Raw genomic sequence first — 22657 nt, forward strand, 5'->3', positions numbered from 1 at the left:
GCTCCTTTGGTCGGGGCGCCGCGCCGCCTTGCGGCCGGCGGCGCGGCGGACGGCATCACTTGGCGAGGGTGGCGCCCTGGGGCAGCGTGAACTGGTCGGCCCGCGCCTCGAAGGCGATCCCCTTTCGCAGACCCCAGGACGGGATCTCGAAATGGAGCGGCACGACCGCATAATCGTCCATGGCGAGGTCGTCGGCCTTCTCCAGCAGGGATTGCCGGGCCGCGTCGTCCAGCGTGCCGCTCGCCTGCGCCAGGAGGGCGTCGAGTTCGGGATTGGCGTAGCGTCCGCCGTTGGCCGCCCCCTGGCCGCGCTCGCGGTCGAACGTGGCGAGCTGCGCGGTCAGGGTCGTGCCGATCTCGGCCGTGTTGTTGCCCCAGGAGCCGAGATAGGCGCTGTAGGTGCGCGCGTCGCGGTTCTTGAAGAAGACCGGCGGGGCGGACGCCTCGACCTCGGTGCGCACGCCGATCCGGCTCCACATCGCGGCGACCGTCTGGCTGACCCGGATGTCGTTGACATAGCGTCCGCTCGGCGAGCCGAGGGTGATGGTGAAGCCGTCCGGCCACCCGGCCTCGGCGAGGAGCGCTTTGGCCCGCGCCGGATCGGCCGCAGGGGCTTGGGCGTGCTCGGGGCTCGTGCCGAACATGGTGGGCGTTCCGAGACTGCCGGCCGGCTCGGCCGCGCCGCTCATGATCCGCGAGACGATGCCGCGCCGATCGACGGCGAGCGACAGGGCCTCGCGCACGCGCCGGTCCTTCAAGGGGTTGCGGCCATCCGTTCCGCCGATGCCGGGGCTCGCGTCCCGATCCTGGTCGAGGGCGATGTAGAGGATTCGGGCGGGGGGCGCGGCGACGACGGACACGGCCGGGTTCGCGCGGAATTCCTCGACGCTGGCCGTCGGCAGGTCTTCCATCAGGTCGATATCGCCAGCCAGAAGCGCGGCGGCGCGAGCGGCCGGATTGGTCATCGGCCGCATCACGACGCGGTCCCAGTCCGGGCGCGGGCCCCAATAGCGGTCGTTCCGCTCCAGAACGAGGTCGCCGCCCTTCTGCCACGACACGAACTTGAACGGCCCGCTGCCGATCAGCCCCTCGCCGCGATTGAGTTCCGTCGTCGTCTTGCCTTCGGGCGCTGCGCCGGAGGCGGCAGCCTTCGACATGATGGGAAGGTTGGCGACATCGACGAGGAGCAGCGGATAGGGTTCGGTCGTGGTGATCCGCACGGTGGACGGGTCCGACGCCTCGACCTTCGCGATCTTGCGCGTGAAGAGCGTGAAGGCGGTCGGGCTGTTGGGCACTTTCGCGACCCGGTCGAAGGTGAAGACCACGTCGTCGGCGGTCAGGGGCGTTCCGTCCGAGAAGCTCACCCCCTGGCGCAGCTTGAAGACCCACTCGGTGGGGCTCGCCAGTTGCCAGCTTTCCGCGAGTTTGGGGCCGACCTTGCCCTGCGCGTCCTGGATCGTCAGCGCGTCGAAGATCGACAGCGCGACCTGCATGTTGGGCGACAGGACGTGGAACTGCGGATCGAGGGACGAGGGCTCCGACTTGGTGCCGATCGTGAGATCGGCCGCCATGGCCGGCGCTGCGGCGAGAAGCGCGAGCATCGCGGCGGCCGTGAGGGACTTGCAGTACAGGCGCATGGCGTCTCCTTGGGGCCGATGGGCGGCGCGCGCGGGTTCGGGGGCGTTGCGGTCGATTTCCGAGGCGGCATTCGGGGCGGCCGGATGCTCCGCTCCCGGCTCCCGCGTTCGGACCTTGGCCCGGCGGGATGGTGATGATCCGTGACGACGAGAGGAAACCTGCGGCCTGCGCCGCGCTCTTGCAACGAACTTGCGCGGCCGCCATCATGAATTCTGGTTATCGCCCTTCGGAGCCAAGCATCCGTCGCTGCGGCTCCTTGCGGCAGCGCGCCGATAAGCAGGTGTTATCGAGGACTGGAGGCGCCGTTCCCGTGGACTTCAAGCAGCTCAGAAACTTCGTCTATGTCGTGCGCTATTCGAGCTTCGGCGTGGCGGCGGGCAAGCTGAACGTGACGCAACCCGCCTTGAGCAAGAGCATCCGCGCGCTGGAGCAGACGACCGGCGTTCGGATACTCGACCGTGGGCCGTGGGGCGTTCGTGCGACGGAAGCCGGCGAACGCCTGCTCGAATACGCCGAGGTGATCCTCGCTCTCAGCGAAGAAGCGCAGGACGAATTCGACACCCAGCAAGGCGCGCAGCGCGGCCGGCTGCGCGTGGGCGGCAGCGCGACCATGGCGCGCTCGATCCTGCCGCTCGCCTCGCGGCGGTTCCTGTCCCGGCATCCCGGCGTGAACCTCACCCTCCATGAGGAACTGAGCCCGTCGCTCCAGGCGCAACTCCTCAACGGAACGATCGACATCGCCCTCATGGGCCGGCCGAGGGACTTTCCGAACGAGGAGCTCGAATATCGCGATCTCCTGGAGGTTCCCATCGAGATCGTGGCCGACCGCCATCATGTCCTCGCCGGGCGGGACCATGTGAGCCTGGCGGATCTGACCGAATGGTCCTGGATCATTCCCGCCCGCCCCGACCCGGATCGAACGGCGCTGGATGCGATCTTCACCGCGGCGCGCCTGCCGCTGCCCCAGGCGGTCTGCGAGACGTCGTCCTCGACGTTTCAGCTCTCGATGCTGGCCGACAGCCCCTGGCTGAGCTACCTTTCGAGCACCAGCGCCTTCGCGCGCGGGCCGGACGCCCGGTTGGTCCGCCTGAACATCGACATGCCGAGCTGGACCCGCAAGATCGGCATCGCATGCCGCCGCCTTCGCGTGCGCCGCCCCCTTCTCCTCAGCTTCATCTCGGAAATCGAAAGCGTCTGCTCGGATCTGAAACTCGGCACGGGAGCGGCTTTGGGTGGCGCCCCGATGACCATTCCTCGCGCTCGGTCATAGGCGCGAGGAGCGTTCCGCCATCTCAAAGGGATGCCGCGAACTCTGCCAAGGGAATAGCGGGTCATGACCCTGCGAGGACGAGAGCGGTGACGATTCCGTTGCCCCGCATCGTTTTGGGACCGGAGCCTCGAACATCGAGAACCACCACGCGGCACGCAGGCCTCAGCGGTGCGGGCAAGCGCGGAACGCCGCGCCGACCGGCAATGGCTCCAGCCGATCCCCGCCCGAACGACAGCTCGCTGCGATCGCGAACGGCGCCCTATCGCCAGGTCCGCCGAGAAGCAGAGCGTCCGCTCACGACCCGATCCGGTCGTTGACCGGACGGTTGATTGCACTCCGGAGCGGACATAGCATGGTCATGATCCGAGGCCGATCTGGCTCGCCCTGCCTCCTGTGACCGCACGGTGACTTCGAGAGAAGGGGTCCCGAAGCGATGGAATGACGCATTCCGCGTTTCCACGGTTTTGGTTCAGCGTGTCGTTCGCCACCCAGGCCGAGAGACGCTATGAACCGGGTGCGGTTCGCTGAACGTCGCGGAGGAACAGCAGCCAAGCCATGCGCCGATCCAAGCGTTTCTCGAACCTGTCGTTACCCCTCGCCTTGGTCGTGGTCGCGAGCGCGCTATCATCGGCCGTCGGCATCTACTCCTATTCTCGCGCCCTCGATCAGTCGGTGGCCGTCGGATCGGGAACGCTCAGGCTGGCCTCCGCCGCTTTGTCGGGCCATCTGGCGCGCTACGAAGCGCTGCCGATTCTGGTGGCCGAACGGCCGGAGGTGCGCGATCTCCTGGCTCGACCCCGCGACGAGGCGGCGCGCCGGGAGGCCGATCTCTACCTGAAGTCGGTCAACGCGCTGCTGTCCTCCTCCGACGTCTACCTCATGCTGACCGACGGCGAGACGATCGCCGCCAGCAACTTTGACGGCCCGACCAGCTTCGTCGGATCGAACTTCCGCTATCGTCCCTATTTCCAGGATGCGGCCGAGGGACGGACGGGACGATTCTACGGTCTTGGAACGACGTCGGGCAAACGCGGCTACTACTTCTCCGCGCCGGTCCGCGACAACGGCACGGTCATCGGCATCGTCGTCATCAAGGTGGATCTCGACCCGCTGGAGGCCGCCTGGGCGAGCGGCGAGTTCGAGATCATCGTGACCGACCCGGAGGGCATCATCTTCATGTCCGGCCGGCCGAACTGGCGCTACCACATCTTCGAGCGCGGCGTGCCGAACGCCCTGTCGCGCACGGAGGAAAGCCGACGCTACGACGACGAGCCGCTGCCCGATCTCGGCGTCATACGCTCGAGCGCCGGCGAGCGAGCGATCGTCGACATTCCGGCCGACGGCGAGCTGCGCAGCTTCGTGGCGCTGTCCGAACCGATGCCCGCGGCGGGCTGGACGGTGCGGGTGCTGGTGGACCGGGCGCCCGCGAGGTTCCTCGGAGTGGCGGTGGGCTTTGCCGCCCTCTTCCTTCTCGGCATCGCGGGCTTCGCCTTCGCCGCCTTTCAGCAGCGCCGGCATCGGCTGGCCGAGCGCGCCCGCGCGCAGGCCCAGGCGCATGTCGAGCTGGAGCGGCGCGTCGGCGAGCGGACGGCCGCGCTCGCCAGCGTCAACAAGCGCCTTCAGCGCGAGGTCGCCGAACGGCGGACCACCGAGGAACTCCTGCGCCGCACGCAGTCCGATCTGGTGGAAGCCGGCAAGCTCGCCGCGCTCGGGCAGATGTCGGCGGCTCTCAGCCACGAGTTCAATCAGCCGCTCGCCGCCGCCAGCGCCTATGCCGACAGCACCGGCGTCCTTCTGCAGCGCGGACGCATCGAGGAGGCGCGCGAGAACGTCGAGCGGATCGCCAGCCTGATGGACCGCCTGTCGAAGATCTCGCGTCACCTGCGCAACTTCGCCCGCCGGCCGGAGGAGCAGCTGGAGGCCGTCGATGTCCGCAGCGTGGTCGCCGATGCGCTGGCCATCGCGGAATGGCGCCTCAAGGCCGCCCAGGCCGAGGTGGAGACGGAGATCGATCCCGAGATCACCCATGTCTCGGCGGTGCCCGTGCGCCTGCAGCAGGTCATCGTCAACCTCGTCTCGAACGCCGCCGACGCGGTGGAGGGCGCCGAGCGCCGGACGGTGGTGGTCTCGGCGAGCCCCCAGCCCGACGGGCAGGTGCGCATCGCCGTCGCCGACCGCGGGCCGGGCGTGCCCGACGCCATCCTGGCGCGCATCTTCGACCCGTTCTTCACCACCAAGGGCGTCGGCAAGGGGCTTGGTCTCGGCCTGTCCATCTCCTACAACATCATGCGCGACTTCGGCGGAAGCCTTTCGTGCGAGAAGCGGGCGGGCGGCGGCGCGGTCTTCGCCCTGACGCTTCGCACCCCTGCCCTGGCGAACATCGAGGCTGCCCCGTGAAGGATGCGACGGTCCTCCTCGTCGAGGACGAAAAAGAGGTGCGCCTGTCCTATGCGCAGGCGCTCGATCTGGCGGGCTTCCGCGTCCGCGCCTTCTCCAGCGCGGACGGGGCGCTCGAACTTGTCGGCCATGACCTGTCCGGCATCGTCGTCACCGACATCCGCCTCGCCGCCGGCATGGACGGGATGACGCTGCTCGGCCGGGTCCGCGCGATCGATCCCGACATTCCGGTCGTCCTCGTCACCGGCCATGCCGATACGGCGCTCGCGGTCTCGGCCATGCGGGAGGGCGCCTACGACTTCATCGAGAAGCCCTGCCCGCCCCGCCAGCTCGTGGACGTCGTCACCCGCGCCCTCGACCGACGCCGGCTGGTCCTGGAGAACCGGCGCCTCCGCACGCTCGCCGACGGCCGTCGCGACGACCTGGAGCTGCGCCTGATCGGGCGCGCCAGCGCCATGGTCGACCTGCGCTACCGCATCCGCGCGCTGGCCGCCGCCGATGCCGACGTTCTCGTGACCGGCGCCACGGGCACCGGCAAGGAGGTGGTGGCGCGCGCGCTCCACGACGTCAGCGCGCGCAAGGCCCGCTCCTTCGTCGTGGTGGACTGCGCCGCCCTGCCCACCAATCTCGCCGAGGACGAGCTGTTCGGACACGAGGTCGGCGCCTTTCCGGGCGCGGTGCGGGCGCGCTTCGGAAAGTTCGAGCAGGCGCATGGCGGCACGCTGCTGCTCGACGAGATTGTATCCCTGCCGCTCGACCTGCAGGGCAAGCTCCTGCGTGTCATCCAGGACCGGACCGTCACCCGGATCGGCTCGCATGTCCCGATCTCGATCGATCTGCGCATCGTCGCGACCATGAAGAACGACCCGCAGGAGGAGGTCGCGGCCGGGCGGCTGCGGGCCGACCTCCTCTACCGGCTCAACGTCGTGACCCTGCGCCTGCCCCCGCTCGCCGAGCGGCGCGAGGACGTGGCGCTCCTGTTCCTGCAGTTCGTATCGGAAGCCTCCGTCCGGCTCGGTCGCGACGAGACGAGCGTGCCGCCGGCGGTGCTGGCCGACATCGCGCGCCGCTCGTGGCCCGGCAATGTGCGCGAGGTGCGCAACGCGGCGGAGCGATACGTCCTCGGCCTCGGCCTTGCTGCGCCCGACGACCCGCGCGAGGAGCCGACCGCACGCAGGCTCGCCGACCGGGTGGCCGATTACGAGCGCTCGCTGATCGCCGGGGCGCTCGCGACGTCGGGCGGAAGCCTGAAGGCGGTCTATGAAAGCCTCGGCGTCTCGCGCAAGACGCTCTACGAGAAGATGCAGAAGTTCGGCCTCGACAAGCGCGACTTCGACGAGGACGAGGCCGGCGACGAGACGGCCTGACCCGCGCCGGACCGATGCGCGCCCGGCTTCGCGCGCTCCCCCTTGCGCGCCGCGCGTTCCCCAACGATGTGTCGATCTCCACCCATGCGAAACGGCAAAATGGGTCGCAATCCACCCATCGCAGGGGATCGGCGAAATCTCACCGAGCCCACGACATCGTTTTCTGTTGCGTCACACACGCCGTGGCGCTCTCATCGCTGAGCCGCATCGTGTTGGGAGATGGGACGCGGCGCGAAGCTTGTCTGGGAGGACACACATGATGCTTCAGCGTCTCTGATCGGGCGCCCCTGCAACGACCGACCGGTCTGCGTCGGCTCGCAGCTTCCGTCCGTCCGCTGCCGCCCCCATCCGCCTTCAGCCCGTTCGCCACCTGAAAAACGGGGCGTCGATGCCGCTTGCCTTTTTTCTCCGGGAGGAACCACCATGCTTCTGAAACATCTCGCCATGCTGTCCATCGGCGTCGCTTTGTCCGCCACTTCGGCTTTCGCGCAGTCGAACTATCCGACGCAGCCGATCACGGTCGTCGTGCCCTTCTCCGCCGGCGGCCCGACCGACACGGTGACGCGCCTCATCGCGCAGACCATGACCAGCGAACTCGGACAGCAGGTTCTCGTGCAGAATGTCGGCGGCGCGGGCGGCACGCTCGGCGCCGGTCAGGTCGCCAAGGCCAAGCCCGACGGCTACACGCTGCTTCTCCACCATATCGGCATGTCGACGGCCCCCACGCTCTACCGCCAGCTCGCCTTCGATCCGCTCAAGGATTTCGCCCCGATCGGACAGGTCACGTCCGTTCCCATGACGATCGTCGCGCGCAAGGATCTCGAGCCCGCCGATGCGGCCGGCCTCATCAGCTACCTGAAGGAAAACGGCGCGGACACGACCTACGCCCATGCCGGCATCGGCTCGGCCTCGCATCTTTGCGGCATGCTCCTGCAGGAAGCGCTGGGCGTGCAGATGGTGACGGTGCCCTACCAGGGCGCGGCGCCGGCCATGACCGACATCGTCGGCGGCCAGGTCGATCTTCTCTGCGATCAGACCACCAACACGACCAACCAGATCAAGGCCGGCGAAGTGAAGGCCTATGCGGTGACGACGCCCGAGCGCGTCGCCTCGCTGCCGGACCTGCCGACCACGAAGGACGTCGGCCTCGACAAGCTGCAGATCGGCGTCTGGCACGGTCTCTACGCGCCGGCCGGCACCGATCCCGCGATCATCGCCAAGCTCGAGGCCGCCCTGCAGAAGGCCCTGGCCGACGAGACCGTGAAGTCGCGCTTCGCCGAGCTCGGCACCGCCCCGGCCACGGCGGCGGACGCGACCCCGAAGTCGCTCGAGACCCAGCTCGCCTCGCAGATCGAACTCTGGCGCCCGATCATCCAGGCCGCCGGTACCTTCGCCGACTGACCGGCGCATCCCGTTCGACGCCGTGACCGGCCGGAGCAGACTGCGACCGGCCGGTTCGTTCCATCGTGCTGGCCGTGGGGGCAAATCATATGCACGCAATCGAGGGCGTTAAGTCGCGCCGCGACGTTTTTGCCGGACTGATCTTCATCGCGGTCGCGATCGGCTTCGGCGTCGAGGCCTCGAACTACGACATGGGCCGGGCGATCCGCATGGGACCCGGCTTCATCCCGATGACGCTCGCGATCCTGCTGGCCATTCTCGGCGCGATCGTGGGCTTCACGGGCTTTCGCAAGCACGAGACGATCGAGCCCTCGCCGATCCCGTGGAAGGGCATGGCGCTGGTGGTGCTGGCGCTGGTGATCTTCGGCGAGTTCGGCGCGACGCTCGGCCTCGTGCCCGTGGTGTTCGTGGGCACCGCCATCGTGGCGCTGGCCTCGGCGCGCAACACGATCCTCTCCGCGCTCGCCATCGCGCTCTGCATGTCGGCGCTCTGCTGGCTCGTGTTCAAGGTCGGGCTCGGCATCACCCTGCCGACCTTCGGCCCCCTCTTTTCCTGACGGAGCCGCGCATGGAACTCCTCTCCAATCTCGCGCTCGGCTTCGAGACCGCCTTTACCGTCACCAACATCTTCTGGTGCTTCATCGGCGTCCTGCTCGGAACCCTCGTCGGCGTCCTGCCCGGCATCGGCCCGACGGCGACCATCGCCATGCTCCTGCCGATCACCTTCACCTTCTCGCCCGTCACCGCCCTCATCATGCTCTCGGGCATCTACTACGGCGCGCAGTACGGCGGCTCCACCACAGCCATCCTGATCAACCTGCCCGGCGAAAGCTCCTCCGCCGTCACCGCCATCGACGGCTACCAGATGGCCCGCAAGGGCCATGCCGGAAAGGCGCTCGCCACCGCCGCGCTCGGCTCCTTCTTCGCCGGCTCGGTGGCAACCCTGCTTCTGGCCGTCGCCGCCCCGCCGCTCTCGCGCGTCGCCCTCCAGTTCGGCGCGCCCGAATATTTCGCGCTGATCGTGCTCGGCCTCCTCGTCTCGATCTCGCTCGCCCACGGCTCGGTCATCAAGGCGCTCGCCATGATCGTGCTCGGCCTCCTGCTCGGAACCGTCGGCCAGGACATCTACACCGGCACCCCGCGCTTCACCTTCGGCCAGCTCGAACTCTACCAGGGCATCAACTTCGTCTCGATCGCGGTCGGCGTCTTCGGCGTCGCCGAGATCTTCCGCAATCTCGAGAACGAGACGACGCGAGAGGTCGGCGTGAAGAAGGTCTCGGGCCTCTGGCTCACAAGGGACGACTTCAAGCGCATCGCAGCGCCTGTCGTGCGCGGCACGGTGCTCGGCTCGATCCTCGGCGTCCTGCCGGGCGGCGGCCACGTCCTGTCCTCCTTCGCCTCCTATTCGCTGGAGAAGAACCTCGCCAAGGACAAGTCCGAGTTCGGCCATGGCGCGATCCAGGGCGTCGCAGGGCCCGAAAGCGCCAACAACGCGGCCGCCCAGACCTCCTTCATCCCGCTCCTGACGCTCGGCATTCCCGCCCATCCGGTCATGGCGCTGATCGTCGGCGCCTTCATCCTCCAGGGCATCACGCCCGGCCCGAACGTCATCAACACGCAGCCCGCGCTCTTCTGGGGCATCATCGCCTCGATGTGGATCGGCAACGTGCTCCTCGTCATCCTCAACCTGCCCCTGATCGGGCTGTGGGTGAAGATGCTGACCATTCCCTACCGCGTCCTCTTCCCGGCCATCGTCCTGTTTGCCGCGATCGGCTGCTACTCGATCAACAACAACCCGTTCGACGTCTACGCGATCGGCGTGTTCGGCCTCCTCGGCTATGTCCTGATCCGCCTCGGCTGCGAGCCGGCGCCGTTGCTTCTCGGCTTCGTGCTCGGCCCGCTTCTGGAAGAGCACCTGCGCCGCGCCATGATCATCTCGCGCGGCGACCCGACCGTCTTCCTCTCGCGGCCGATCTCCGCGACGCTGCTGGCGCTGGGCCTCGCCGCCGTGATCGTCGCGCTCCTCCCCTCCATCCGCGCCAAGCGCAAGGAGGTCTTCGTCGAGGACGATTGAGCCAGACCCGCATCGCATGGCAGCACCGGTTCCGGCGCGGGTTGACCCCGCGCCGGAACCGACGCACGTCCAGAGGCTGTCATGGATCTTGGGCCGGTATCCTGCCGGCCGCACGGGACGGATGAGCGACATCATCCGCCGCACCGGCAAGTCGACAAGTCGGGCCAGGACAGATCAGTGTCCGGATGTCACGGCTCATGCCTGTGCCGGCGCACCAGTACGGGCGTCCGCGAACAGGCGCGCTCCGCGAGCGCTCTCCTCAGATACGCCGACGGCCGGAGATCAGCTGGAACACCACGACGATTACCGCGATCACGAGCAGAAGATGGATCAGTCCTCCGGCGACGTGGAAAACGAAGCCTCCGAGGATCCAAAGAATAAAAAGAATGACCGCGATCGTCCACAACATGGAAGCTCTCCCACTTGGCACCCAACACACTCACGAAAACGAGAGGTGACCTGGAAACGTTCCCGCCCACCCTCGCGAATGGCCGAAAACCATAAGGCCATGTCGAGCGCGATGCGCGTCGATAGGAGGAGGCTGAACGCATCGAAAATGGCGGTGCCTCGCCGTGCCAGTTCCTCGCGTTCGGGGATGGTGAGGTCGGGACGCGACCGGCGAGCGTCATCCGTGAAGGCGGTATGGATCGGGCTCTGGGCGCGAGGCGGTGAGACGGGTGGATGGACGGCCGCGGTGCCGTCGGGCGGGGTTCAGGGGCCGGCCAAGCTGAGAAGGCGCTCGGCGATCTGGTCGCCGTCGTGCTGCCCACGGTTCCAGGCGTCCTCGAACTCGCCGCGCAGCACGATCCTGTCCGCATCCCCGTCGATGGTCTCGCTTCCGAGATAAGGGAACGAGCCGACCGTCTTCGCGAACGGGAACAGAACGCGGTTGGCGAGCACATGGGTGAAGATCGAGCCGGCGTCGGAGGCCCCCGGCCGCGCCACCCGGCAGAGGTCGTCGGCGGCAGCGACGATCTCCCCCAGATCCGACCCGGCGGATTCCCGGCACTGGAGGATGTTGCCGATGAAGACCTTGCCGCAGGGCCGTGCCTCGACCGCGCTCGCGATGCCCTCGACGAGAAGGTGAGGCAGGATGCTCGTATAGGGGCTTCCCGGTCCGAACACGATGAGATCGGCGCTCTTGATGGCCTCGATGACGGCCGGGTTGGCTCGAACCGGCGCAGCCGACGCGTTGCGCAGCGATACGGACCGGATGCCAATCTCCGCGTCTTCCGGCGACAGGTTCGTGACCGCGTCCTGGGCCGTCAGGATGCATCCGTTCTTCAGCTGCGCGGAAAGAACGGCATCGTCGTCGAGCGACGAGGGCCAGACATTGCCGGCAATGTCGCAGATCTTGCGGAACACGAAGATGGCCGTGTTCACGTCCCTGTTGTGCGCGAGATAGGCCCCCGTCAGGATCGCATTCCCGATGCTGCAGTTGCGGTAGTCGAACGCCGCGCCCACGGCGGTCTCGAACGTCTGCAGATAGGTCAGGATCGCGCCCCGCAGCCCGGCGTCCAGCCGAAGGAGCGAGGGGTGCCGGCCCGAGGCATAGAATTCGAATTCGGCTTTCGCACCTTCATGGTCGGCCTGGAGCGAAACGCGGGCGTTGCAGATTTTGACGACATCGCCGACGCGACCCTCGCCATAGGCCATGGTCATCAGAGCCTGCCGGACATCGCCGACGGAGAGGACGTCGAGCGCATCGCGAATTCCCTTGGAACTGCCGCCGCTGTCCCAGCTCGGAACCACCCGCGTCAGCTCGACGCCTTTGCGCGACAGGGCCAGGTTGATGCTGCGACAGGCGGTGCCGCCGGAGAACAGCACGATATGGGGCATCGGCAATCCAATGGACGCTTGCGCGGAGAACCGCCTCCGCGCCATCGATGGATCATGGCCAGCGGTTCGCCTGGAAATGCAACACTGGCTCCATCACGTTCAACGCCGACCGCCCCACAAGCGTGAACGAAGCGCCGTCGACGGCATCCGGCCGACGCCGGCATTCCTCCAACCGCGACCCACGGAGGACGGATCGGTTTCCAACCGGCCGAGCCGACCGAGATCAAAGACCCGCACACCCGGCAGCGGTCGATCCGCTTTCGAGCCGTCCAGGAAATGGCATGTCCCACGACTGCCCCTGCACGCACCCGCGTCTTTCCGCTCGCGTCTCGGTCCGCTCCTGGCCCTTGGGTCTCCCGCAGCGGGTCCATGGCATAGCGGGCCCTCCTCGACCTCGGTCTGCCCGGTCCCTGCCGATCGCTAAAGCTCCCGGTACATGACGAGCGCGTCGACATGGCCGAGCGAGGGGTGCCGGAAGGCGCCCGGCAGCCGGCCGACCGTCGCGAAGCCCATCGCGTGCCACAGTGCGACGGCGCGGGCGTTGGTGCTGACGACGAAGTTGAACTGCATGGCCCGGTAGCCGAGCGCGCGGGCCCGATCGAGCGAGTCGGCGCACATCCGCCGCGCGACGCCGCGCCCCGTGGCCGTGGCGGTCGTGACATAGCCGCAGTTGCAGACATGGCTCCCGCCGCCCGCCTGATTCGTGCGGATATAGTAGGTGCCGAGGACCGCGCCGTCCTCCTCCGCCACGAAGGTGCGCTTGTCGGGCCCCATCCAGTAGGCGACCAGGGCGTCGTCCTCCATGTCGGGGTCGAGCGCATAGGTTTCGCCGGCCGACATCACGGGGCGGATCGCCGCAAGGATGGCGGGAGCGTCGTCTGGGCGGGCGGATCGAATCTGCATGGGGGACGCATAAAGGCTTCGCGCGCCGCGCGGAAGGCCCGCCCGCGCACCCGGCCTTGATGCATCGCGCCCTGCGGCAGCGGCGCGTGTCCGCCGTCTCCGGCCCCGGCGTTTCGCGGCGGGGCCGCCGTGTTCCCGACCAAGGCGCCGCCGAAACCTCAGCCGGGCCGCCGCGCCGCGCAGACGCCGGCGAGATGTCGCACGAAGGCGACGACCCTTGGCCGCAGCGAGCCCGTGCGCCGGTAGGCGGCGCAGGTCGTGCGCATCCAGGTGGGCGAGCCGAGCCGCAGCGCGACGAGAGAGGAGGGCGAGGAGGCCTGATCCTCGACCGAGCCCGCCGTGGAATAGCTGAGACTGTGCGACCCGCGCAGCATGCCCGACAGGAAGACCACCGACGTCGTCTCGACCGACACGCGCGGCCGGGGCAGGCCGGCTCCTGCGAAGAGCGCTTCGAGCCGCAGCCGATCCGGGTCGGGGCGCGGCGGCACGACCCACGGATAGGGCACGAGATCGGCGATCTCCAGCGCCTCGACGCCGGCCAGCGGATGGCTCGGCGAGGCGACGATGCGCAGCGGCTCTTCCATGAGCGGCAGATATTCGAGATCGGGATTGGTGGCGTCGGCGGGCCGCGAGGTCACGACGAGATCCAGCCTGCCGGCGTGGAGAAGATCGAGCAGCGTGTCGTTCAGCCCCTCGCTGACGGTGATCTGCATGTCGGGATGGCGTTCCAGAAAGCCCGTGATGGCGCTCGGCATCAGGCTGCGCAGCGTCGAGGCCACGCAGCCGATGCGCAGCGCCCCGCGCCGGACGCCGCGCAGGGCGTCGATCTCCTCCACCGCCTCGTTCGACAAGGTGAGCACGAGATCGGCATAGGTCTTCAGCCGCGTGCCGAACTCGGTCGGGCTGACGCCGCTCGGCCCCCGCTCCAGAAGCGGCACGCCCATGGACTGCTCCATGAGGCGGATGCTTTTGCTGAGCGCCGGCTGGGTGAGGTTCAGCTCGCGCGCCGCCGCGCTGATGCTGGCGAGCCGGATCACCGTCACGAAATGCCTGAGCTGCCGGATTTCGAACGCCATACCCCATAACCAAAAGAAATGGCAGGAACTGCCAGAGTTGTTTGCGCCCCACTTGGAGCAGTTCTATCGTTTCAGTCAATCCGCAAGCACCCGCAAGAGTCTTCTTGGTGCGGCGCAGCATTCATTGAGTTGTCCAGTGACAGGACAAAAGGCGACATGCCCGTTTCGGCAGCAGCGCTGCCACTTCTTCAGGCATAACTTCGCCCTATAGACAGGGAGAATTCCTCATGTTGGGCCTGGTCCATCCGCCCCTTTCGGACGCGCGCGTCCAGCCCCTGCAAGCGCGGCACGTCGCCTTTGCCGAGCGCACGCTCGCCGCGCTTCTGCGCCGACAGGCCGCCCGCTACGGCTCGCGCGATCTCATCTGCTTCGACGAGGACAAGCTGACCTTCGCGGGCGCGGTGGATCGGGCCGCGCGTTCGGCGGCGGCGCTTGGGCAAGCCGGCGTCGAGCCGGGAGACCGGGTCGCGCTCATGTGCTCGAACCGGATCGAATTCATCGAGACCGTGCTCGGCTGCGCCTGGGCGGGCGCCGTCGCGGTGCCGATCAACGTCGCCTCGCGCGGCGACCAGCTCGAACACATCCTGCGCAATTGCGGCGCGAAGCTCCTCGTCGCCGAAGCGGCGCTCGCCCCGCGCCTCGCCGCCCTTCAGCTCGCCGCCTTGCCGCTCCGCACCGCCTGGATCGTCGGCGAGGCCGCCTCGGTGGATCTGCCGGGCCTTTCCGTCGAGAGACTCTCGCAAGCGGATCGGGGGATCGAACCCCATCCGAGCCTCCCCGGCGACACGGCCACGATCCTCTACACGTCCGGCACGACCGGGCCGTCCAAGGGGGTCTGCTGCCCGCACGCGCAATATTACTGGTGGGGCGTGCACACGGCCGAACTTCTCGGCATCGAGGAGGGCGACACGCTCCACACCTCGCTGCCGCTCTTCCACACCAACGCGCTGAACAGCTTCTACCAGGCGCTGATCACCGGCTCGACGCTGCATGTCGGCACGCGCTTCTCGGTGTCCGGCTTCGCCGCGACGCTCCAGCGAACCGGCGCCGACGTCACCTATCTCCTCGGCGCCATGGTGCCGATGCTGCTGTCCCGCCCGCCGTCGGTCGACGAGCGCGCCCATCGCACCCGCATCGCGCTCGCGCCCGGCGTTCCCGCGCAGTTCCACGCCCCCTTCCGCGAGCGCTTCGGCATCGGCCTCATCGACGGCTATGGCTCGACCGAGACGAATTTCGTCATCGGCGACCGCCTCGCCGATCAGGTGCCGGGCTTCATGGGCCGCGTGCGGCCGGGCTTCGACGCGCGGGTCTTCGATCCGCAGGACGAGGAGCTTCCCGACGGCACGGCCGGGGAACTCGTGCTGCGGGCCGACGAGCCCTATGCCTTCGCCACCGGCTATTTCGGCGCGCCGGAGCAGACGCTCGCCGCCACGCGCAATCTCTGGTTCCACACCGGCGACCGGGTGGTGCGCGAGCCCGACGGCCGCTTCCGCTTCCTCGACCGCATGAAGGACGCGATCCGGCGGCGGGGCGAGAACATCTCGTCCTTCGAGGTGGAGCAGGTGGTGAACAGCCACCCCGCCGTCTCGCACGCGGCGGTCTTTCCCGTGCAGTCGGAGCTTGCCGAGGACGAGGTGATGGTCGCCGTCGTCCTCGACGAAGCGGCGGATCTCAGCCCGCGCGAGCTTCTCGACTTCTGCCAGCCGCGCCTGCCCTATTTCGCGCTGCCGCGCTTCGTCGACATCGTGGCGGCGCTGCCCAAGACCGAGAACGGCAAGGTGCAGAAGTTCAAGCTGCGCGAGAGCGGCGTGACGGACACGACCTGGGACCGGGAAGCCGAAGGCTACGAGGTCCTCAAATGAGCGATCCCACAGACATCGACCAGCATCATTCGAACGGGGAAGGACATGCCATGACGACCGCATCCATGACGTCCGGTTCGGGGCGCCTGCCGCCGAAACGCCAGCTCCAGCGCATCGTCGCCGCGTCCATCGCGGGCAACGCGCTGCAATGGTACGACTTCTTCCTCTACGGGACGGCGGCCGCGCTCGTCTTCAGCAAGCTGTTCTTTCCCACCGGCACCGATCCGCTGACCGGCACGCTCGCCGCCTTCGCCGGCTTTGCGGTGGGCTTTGCCGCACGGCCCGTCGGCGGCATCCTCTTCGGCCATATCGGCGACCGCCTCGGCCGCAAGCGCGCCCTCGTGCTGACGCTGACCATCATGGGCGGGGCGACCTTCGCCATGGGCCTGCTGCCGACCTACGAGCAGGTCGGCCTCTGGGCGCCCGTGCTTCTCGTCGCGCTGCGCCTCGTGCAGGGCATCGCGGCGGGCGGCGAATGGGGCGGCGGCGTCCTCATCATCAGCGAGAACGCGCCACCGGAGCGCCGGGGCTTCTTCTCGGCCTGGAGCCAGGTGGGCGTCGCGGGCGGCTTCGTTCTCTCGGCGGGGGCCTTCTATCTCGCCCAGCTCCTGCCGGACGACGCGTTCATGTCCTGGGGCTGGCGCCTGCCCTTCCTCGGCTCGATCGCGATCTTCGCGCTCGGCATCTATATCCGCGCCAAGCTGCCCGACACGGCCGCCTTCGAGGCGGTGCAGAAGGAGGGCGCCGACGCCAAGCACAGCATGCCGCTCTTCGAGGTCCTGCGCCGGCACCCGCGCGAGGTTCTGCTCGCCATGGGCCTGCGCGTGGCGGAAAACGGCGGCTCCTACATCTTTCTCGCCTTCGCCCTCGCCTATGGCAAGTTCGTCGGCGTCGCCAGCGACGTGATGCTGCTCGGCGTCATGCTGTCGATGACGGTGGAACTCGCCAGCATCGTCTTCTTCGGCCATCTCTCCGACCGGATCGGGCGCAAGCCGGTCTTCCTGTTCGGCGCGATCGGGCTGGTGGTCGTCGCCTTCCCCTTCTTCTGGATGATCGACACGCATCAGACGCCGCTGATCCTGCTCGCCTTCCTGCTCGGCAACGCGCTGTGCCACGGGGCGATGGTCGGCACGATGCCGGCCTTCTTCACCGAACTCTTCGATCCCGACGTGCGCTACACCGGCGTCGCCCTCGGCCACGAGATCGCCTCGGTCTTTGCGGGCGGCCTGTCGCCGCTGATCGCGACCGCGCTTCTGGCGAGCTTCCAGTCCTCCTGGCCGGTCTCGCTCTATCTCGCCGGGCTCGGCCTCATGTCGATCATCGCCGTGCTCAGCGCCCGGGAGACCGCCGTCAACGCCCTCGCCCGCCGGCAGGTCGGCGCGGCCGCCTGACACACGCGAAACCGGCCGCCGGCGCTCGGGGGGACCTCCTTCCTCCGGGCGCCGGCGGTTTCTTCATGGCCCGCCCAAGGGAGACGCAAACGAGATGACCAGCCGCCGCAGGACCGGATATGACGGCGTCGTCCTCGCCGCCCCGACGACCATCCCCTACGAGCGCCATTCCGAGCGGAGCGCGCAAGGCTGGCTCGCCCGCGCGCTCGCCGCCCTTCTGCGCGACGCCCGCCTGGACAAGGGGGCCATCGACGGGCTCAGCGTCGCGAGCTTCACCCTTGCCCCCGACAGCGCCGTCGGCCTGACGCAGCATCTCGGCCTGTCGCCCCGCTGGCTCGACCATGTGCCGATGGGCGGGGCGTCGGGCATCGTGAGCCTTCGCCGCGCCGCGCGCGCCGTTCAGGCGGGCGATGCCGACATCGTCGCCTGCATTGCCGGCGACACCAACGCGCCGGGCGCCTTTCGCGATCTTCTGGCCGGCTTCTCCCGCTTCTCGCAGGATGCCGTCTATCCCTATGGCGCGGCCGGGCCGAACGGCAGTTTCGCGTTCCTGACCGATCATTACATGCGCCGCTTCGGCGTCACCCGCGAGGATTTCGGCCGCATCTGCGTCGCGCAGCGGGCGAACGCGCTCGCCTACCCTCACGCCCTCATGAAGAAGCCGCTCTCGCTCGAGGATTATCTCGGCGCGCGGATGATCAGCGATCCGATCGGCCTTTTCGACTGCGTCATGCCCTGCGCGGGCGCCGAGGGTTTTCTCGTCATGCGCGAGGAGGACGCGCGCGCCCAGGGCCTGCCCTTCGCCCATCTGCGCGCGGCGATCGAGCGCCACAACGCCTTTCCCGACGACCCGATCCAGGAGCGTGGCGGCTGGGCGGTGGACCGGGACGAGCTCTGGGCCATGGCCGCCACCACGCCGGACGCGATCGACCTCGTCGAGACCTATGACGACTATCCGGTGATCGTCCTGATGCAGATCGAGGATCTCGGCTTCTGCGCCAAGGGCGAGGCGCGGGACTTCCTGCGCGCGCACGACCTCACCACCGGCGGCACGTTCCCGCACAACACGTCGGGCGGCCAGCTTTCGGTCGGCCAGGCGGGCGCGGCAGGTGGCCATCTCGGCATCGTCGAGGCGCTGCGCCAGGTGACGGGCCGCGCGCTCGGAAGCCAGGTCGCGGGCGCCCGGCGGGCGCTCGTGTCCGGCTTCGGGATGATCAATTACGATCGCGGCCTGTGCTCGGGCGCGGCGATCCTCGAGGGAGACGCGCCATGATCTCACTTCCCCAGAGCACCCGCAGCCGCGCGGCGGCCGGCCTCGACGCGGCGGCCCGGCGCGGCCGCTTCGAGCTTCAGGTCTGCGCCGATTGCGGAACCGTTCAATATCCCTGCCGCGACGCCTGCGTCCGCTGCCTGTCGGAGGCGCTGGAATGGCGCTGCGTGCCGAGCGAGGGCACGGTTCTGGCGCGAACCGTCCTGCGCAGCAGCGCCGAGCCCTGGTTCGGCGAGCGGCTGCCGATCGCCATCGGCCTCGTCCATCTCGACTGCGGCCCACAGCTCGTGTCGTTCCTCGATGTCGATAGCCCGGCCGGCGGCCGCGTCTCCCTGCGCCTCGAACTCGGCGCCGGCGACCGCGCCGCCCTCCACGCCGCCCCCGCCCCGACCGAACCCGCCAGCCCCGCCGGCCGTCCGGGCGATCCGGCAGCCGGCGGCTGATACGCCGGAAAGGCGTTCCACTCCGCCGTTCCACCGCCCCGCACAACCGCACCGTCTCGTCCTGCCGGCCGGAGCGTGCGCGAATCGGCAGGGCGGTTTCGCGGCGCACGCCCTGTCCCGCCGCGCCGGCATGCCTGCCGATTCGCGAAGAATTCGGCCTGTGCCTCGCGCTCCATGGGGGTTGATTGCGGCGGGGCCGCTTCCAGGTGTCGCCCTTCCTGGCATCGATCGGCTGGCCCGGCGGCGCTCACCATGCATCCTGCGTGCATCGTGTGGACTGCTTAATGTAATCTTATGGGTTAAGTTGCAGTTTTCAGGAATGTCGCCGGCTTTGCCGGAGCCACACGGGAACGGTCCCCGCCTGCATCGCGCACGGGGCCAGCAACGGACATTTTTGATGACGCATGGGTTGAGCCACCGGCTCCAGGGCCGCTTCGCCGCCAAGTGGATCGTCGTGGGTCTGGCGCTTCTGGCGATGGCCGGCGCCAACGCAGCCCCCGCCCGCGCGGCGAATGTCGGATCGACGCTGGTGCTGGACGCGAACACCGGCGAGGTTCTCCTCGCCAAGGACGCCGACGCGCAGCGCTTTCCCGCCTCGCTGACCAAGATGATGACGCTCTACCTCGTGTTCGAGGCGCTGGAGACCGGATCGCTCACGCTCGACACGCGCATGAAGGTGTCCGCCTTCGCGGCCTCGCGCCCGCCCACCAAGCTCGGCGTCAAGGCAGGCACGACGCTCGCCGTGCGCGAGGCGATCCCCGCCCTCATCACCCGCTCGGCCAACGACGCCGCCGCAGTGATCGCCGAACAGCTCGGCGGCTCCGAAGCGCGCTTCGCCGAGATGATGACCGCCAAGGCGCACCAGCTCGGCATGTCGCAGACGAACTTCGCCAATCCGCACGGCCTTCCGAACCCGAACAACGTCACCACCGCGTCCGACATCGCCAAGCTCGGGCTGGCGCTGCGCGAGCATTTCCCAAAGCGCTACAGCTACTTCCAGATCAAGTCGTTCTCGTTTCGCGGAACGACGATCCCGACGCACAACAATCTCCTGAAGCGCAGCGAGATCTACGACGGCATCAAGACCGGCTACACCAACGCGTCCGGCTTCAACATCGTGACCTCGGTGAGTTCGGAAGGAAAGCGGCTTCTGGTCGTGGTGTTCGGCGGGCGCACGGCGCGCTCGCGCGACGACTATGTCGCCAACCTCGTCGCGGCCTATCTGCCGAAGGCCAGCACCGAGCAGTCCGGCCCGCTCGTCGCGGCCTTCTCGCCGCGCTTCAAGGGACCGGCGGTGCGCACGCACGTGGCCTCGCTTCCGTCCGACGTTCCCTACCCGAAGGCCAAGCCGGACCTTGCGGCAAGCCGCATCGCGCAGGCCTTCGAGGATGGCGCGGCCCGCACCGTCGCGGACGTCTCGGGCGGCGCGGCCTCGCAGGACAAGGTTCGCTCCGCCATCCTGCAGGCGCTGCGCGAGGAGCCACGTTCGCGCAGCCTCCTCGCTTCGACCCCGGCGATGAAGGCCATGGCGCAGGCCGAGTTGCAGCGCCCCGCCCATATGCCGGGGACCTCGGTCGCCTCGCTGTCCGAAAGCTTCGACGTGCAGATCGCGGCGACACCGTCCGAGGCGACGGCGCGCCAGCTGCTGGCCGACGTGCAGTCGCGCCTGAAGACGGCGACGCTCGGAACGGCGCGGCCCGACGCGCAGGAAATGCGCAACAACGGCCGATCGCTCTTCCGCGCCCGCTTCACGGGCTTCGCGTCGAAGGATCTCGCCGACGAGGCCTGCGCGGCCATCAAGCGCGCCGCCTATACCTGCTACACGCTCGCCTCGACGGACTGAGCGCGGCCCCGACGGCATAGGCCCCTCCTCCGGGGCAGGGGGGAGCGGGAAGCGGCCGAGACGGGTTCAGGGCGGAGGCGCGGCTTCGGCAGGAACTGTCGCCCGCCCCGCTCGACAAACAAGGCTCCCGGCGCCGCCTCCCCCGTCTCTCCTCCCCCACGCCGATGATCCCTCTACCGGAATACGGCATCGGATAGGTGGCAAAGGCGGGCGCGCCATCCCCGCGAATGGCGCGCGGTGCCCTGAAGAGCGGGAAAGGCGCGTAGCCCACCTCGTTCGGAACGGGACCCTTGGGTCCGGCTCGCAGTGAAGGCCGACCCGCACCATGGCCGGCAGGGCGGCGGCGAGATCGGCGTGAAGCCCCCGGCACCATGGCCGCCTCGGAAAGCTCCAGAGGCCCGCCTTTGCCCATATCTCGCCGCCTCGGCGACAGCACTCGGATCGATGCGCCGGCTCCCTCCGCCGCGTTTCGCCCCTCCCCTCCCCCGAGCGTTTGAAGAGCGGGGCGGCCGGCCAAGGCGCCGAGAGCCGCCGCACCGGAGGCCAGACGACAAACGCGGCTTCGGCCCCTCCCGCACGCGGCGGATTTTGCCCGCTCACTTGACGTGACAGGCTGGGACGGGTCTGACAGGTTAGCCCTAAGGCAAGAGGACAATCTCGGGAGACGCGTTTGGCGGATCGACGCCCCCTTTCATCGCGCGACACCGGATGGGCGCGCCGGGCCGCGCAGGCGCTGACCCGAATAGGCATGACGCCCAACGCGATCTCCGCCATCGGCATGCCCTTCGCGGCCCTGGCCGGCCTTGCCTTCGCCTTCGCGCCGGAGCGGCTCTGGCTCTTTCTCCTCGGCGCGCTCCTCGTGCAGCTGCGCCTCCTGTGCAACCTCTTCGACGGGATGGTGGCGGTGGAAGGCGGGCGCGGCGGGCCGACCGGCGTTCTTTTCAACGAAATCCCCGACCGCTTCGAGGACAGCGTGATCCTGATCGGCTTCGGCTATGGGGCGGGCCTTCCCGAACTCGGCTTCGTGGCCGCGATCCTCGCCGTCTTCACCGCCTATCTGCGGGCCATGGGCGCCTCGCTCGGCCAGGGACAGGACTTCGCCGGCCCGATGGCCAAACCCCAGCGCATGGCGGCGGTGACGATCGGGGCCGTGCTCGCGCTCCTCGAGGCGCTCGTCTTCGGCTCGCTCTGGAGCCCGATCATCGTGCTCTGGGTCGTCGCCCTCGGCGCCGCCTGGACGGCGGCCGCCCGCATCTCCCGCATGGCCGCGCGGCTGAAGGCCGGATCATGATCGACCATCTTCTGACCGGCCTCGTGCGGTTTCTGGTGGGCGGACGGCCGGAATGGGTCGGCTCCCGGCCCTCCCGGCGCCAGCGCATCTATTTCGCCAATCACGGCAGCCATCTCGACACGATCCTGATCTGGGCGGCGCTGCCCAAGCCGCTGCGCGCCACCACGCATCCCGTCGCCGCCGCCGATTACTGGGGGCGCGGCCGGCTGAAGCGCGCCGTCTCGCTCGGCCTCCTCAATTCGGTTCTCGTGGATCGGTCCGGCACGGCGCCCAAACAGGACCTTCTGGAGCCGCTGAAGGCGGAGCTCGCGCGGGGTCATTCGCTGGTGATCTTCCCCGAGGGCACGCGAGGCGACGGACTGCTGCCCGGCCCGTTCAAGTCTGGGCTCTACTGGCTGGCGCTGGCGCATCCGGAGGCCGAGCTCGTGCCGGTCTATCTCGGCAATCTCGCGCGCGCCTTTCCGCGCGGCGCCTATCTTCCGGTGCCGATCTCCTGCCATGTGCGCTTCGGCGCGCCGCTCCAGCTCGAAGACGGAGAGGACAAGGGCGCGTTTCTCGAACGCGCTCGCAGCGCCGTCGCCGCGCTCGCATGA

18 protein-coding genes are annotated in these 22657 nt (G+C 68.8%); 13 read left to right on the forward strand and 5 right to left on the reverse strand.

From position 1 onward, the window contains the following. Positions 1-55: 55 nt before the first annotated feature. Entirely contained in the window at positions 56-1636 is a 1581-nt protein-coding gene (locus B146_RS0109190) for an ABC transporter substrate-binding protein (protein WP_019996143.1), read from the reverse strand. Positions 1637-1947: 311 nt separating this feature from the next. On the opposite strand from B146_RS0109190, the gene B146_RS0109195 reads away from it, so the two are divergent. From B146_RS0109195 to B146_RS0109220, 6 genes are all read left to right on the forward strand, one after another. Next, on the forward strand, positions 1948-2907 hold the full coding sequence (locus B146_RS0109195) for a LysR family transcriptional regulator (protein WP_019996144.1): 960 nt from the start codon (positions 1948-1950) through the stop codon (positions 2905-2907). A 555-nt stretch (positions 2908-3462) separates the two neighbouring features. Next, positions 3463-5304: a sensor histidine kinase gene (locus B146_RS0109200; RefSeq protein ID WP_019996145.1), complete on the forward strand. Its 1842-nt coding sequence runs from the start codon at positions 3463-3465 to the stop codon at positions 5302-5304. After that, the gene (locus B146_RS0109205) at positions 5301-6671 is read left to right on the forward strand and encodes a sigma-54-dependent transcriptional regulator (RefSeq protein WP_019996146.1); all 1371 of its coding nucleotides are present in this window, start codon (positions 5301-5303) and stop codon (positions 6669-6671) included. The genes B146_RS0109200 and B146_RS0109205 overlap by 4 nt, the downstream gene beginning before the upstream one ends. Positions 6672-7094: 423 nt before the next feature. Next, a complete protein-coding gene (locus B146_RS0109210) occupies positions 7095-8072 on the forward strand; it encodes a tripartite tricarboxylate transporter substrate-binding protein (RefSeq protein ID WP_019996147.1) in 978 nt (325 codons plus the stop codon). Between the two features lie 89 nt (positions 8073-8161). After that, on the forward strand, positions 8162-8629 hold the full coding sequence (locus B146_RS0109215) for a tripartite tricarboxylate transporter TctB family protein (protein ID WP_019996148.1): 468 nt from the start codon (positions 8162-8164) through the stop codon (positions 8627-8629). A gap of 11 nt (positions 8630-8640) precedes the next feature. Continuing rightward, a complete protein-coding gene (locus B146_RS0109220) occupies positions 8641-10146 on the forward strand; it encodes a tripartite tricarboxylate transporter permease (protein WP_019996149.1) in 1506 nt (501 codons plus the stop codon). Positions 10147-10405: 259 nt separating this feature from the next. On the opposite strand, the gene B146_RS28965 is transcribed toward B146_RS0109220, so the two are convergent. From B146_RS28965 to B146_RS0109240, 4 genes are all read right to left on the reverse strand, one after another. Beyond that, positions 10406-10555 (reverse strand): lmo0937 family membrane protein, encoded by a 150-nt coding sequence (locus tag B146_RS28965; RefSeq protein WP_019996150.1) that lies wholly within the window; start codon positions 10553-10555, stop codon positions 10406-10408. A 302-nt stretch (positions 10556-10857) separates the two neighbouring features. Further along, the gene (locus B146_RS0109230; protein ID WP_019996151.1) at positions 10858-11985 is read right to left on the reverse strand and encodes a gluconeogenesis factor YvcK family protein; all 1128 of its coding nucleotides are present in this window, start codon (positions 11983-11985) and stop codon (positions 10858-10860) included. 420 nt (positions 11986-12405) lie between these two features. After that, positions 12406-12888: a GNAT family N-acetyltransferase gene (locus tag B146_RS0109235; RefSeq protein ID WP_019996152.1), complete on the reverse strand. Its 483-nt coding sequence runs from the start codon at positions 12886-12888 to the stop codon at positions 12406-12408. Between the two features lie 158 nt (positions 12889-13046). After that, a complete protein-coding gene (locus tag B146_RS0109240) occupies positions 13047-13964 on the reverse strand; it encodes a LysR family transcriptional regulator (RefSeq protein ID WP_019996153.1) in 918 nt (305 codons plus the stop codon). 227 nt (positions 13965-14191) lie between these two features. Between B146_RS0109240 and B146_RS0109245 the strand changes: the two genes are divergently transcribed. From B146_RS0109245 to B146_RS0109275, 7 genes are all read left to right on the forward strand, one after another. Next, the gene (locus B146_RS0109245) at positions 14192-15826 is read left to right on the forward strand and encodes an ATP-dependent acyl-CoA ligase (RefSeq protein WP_019996154.1); all 1635 of its coding nucleotides are present in this window, start codon (positions 14192-14194) and stop codon (positions 15824-15826) included. A 50-nt stretch (positions 15827-15876) separates the two neighbouring features. Beyond that, complete coding sequence (locus B146_RS0109250) at positions 15877-17217, forward strand: MFS transporter (protein WP_026358474.1); 1341 nt, start codon at positions 15877-15879, stop codon at positions 17215-17217. A 94-nt stretch (positions 17218-17311) separates the two neighbouring features. Continuing rightward, the gene (locus B146_RS0109255) at positions 17312-18490 is read left to right on the forward strand and encodes a thiolase family protein (protein WP_019996156.1); all 1179 of its coding nucleotides are present in this window, start codon (positions 17312-17314) and stop codon (positions 18488-18490) included. After that, positions 18487-18930, forward strand: a complete 444-nt coding sequence (locus B146_RS25570) for a Zn-ribbon domain-containing OB-fold protein (RefSeq protein WP_019996157.1) — start codon at positions 18487-18489, stop codon at positions 18928-18930. Before B146_RS0109255 ends, B146_RS25570 begins: the two co-directional genes overlap by 4 nt. Positions 18931-19327: 397 nt before the next feature. Further along, positions 19328-20773 (forward strand): D-alanyl-D-alanine carboxypeptidase, encoded by a 1446-nt coding sequence (locus tag B146_RS0109265; RefSeq protein WP_019996158.1) that lies wholly within the window; start codon positions 19328-19330, stop codon positions 20771-20773. Between the two features lie 748 nt (positions 20774-21521). After that, positions 21522-22064 carry a CDP-alcohol phosphatidyltransferase family protein gene (locus tag B146_RS0109270; protein ID WP_019996159.1) on the forward strand — a complete coding sequence of 181 codons (543 nt, stop codon included), beginning with the start codon at positions 21522-21524 and terminating at the stop codon, positions 22062-22064. After that, positions 22061-22657: a lysophospholipid acyltransferase family protein gene (locus B146_RS0109275; protein WP_020665175.1), complete on the forward strand. Its 597-nt coding sequence runs from the start codon at positions 22061-22063 to the stop codon at positions 22655-22657. Before B146_RS0109270 ends, B146_RS0109275 begins: the two co-directional genes overlap by 4 nt.

Origin of the sequence: Aureimonas ureilytica DSM 18598 = NBRC 106430 (assembly GCF_000382705.1) — a bacterium.
Classification (GTDB): Bacteria; Pseudomonadota; Alphaproteobacteria; order Rhizobiales; family Rhizobiaceae; genus Aureimonas; species Aureimonas ureilytica.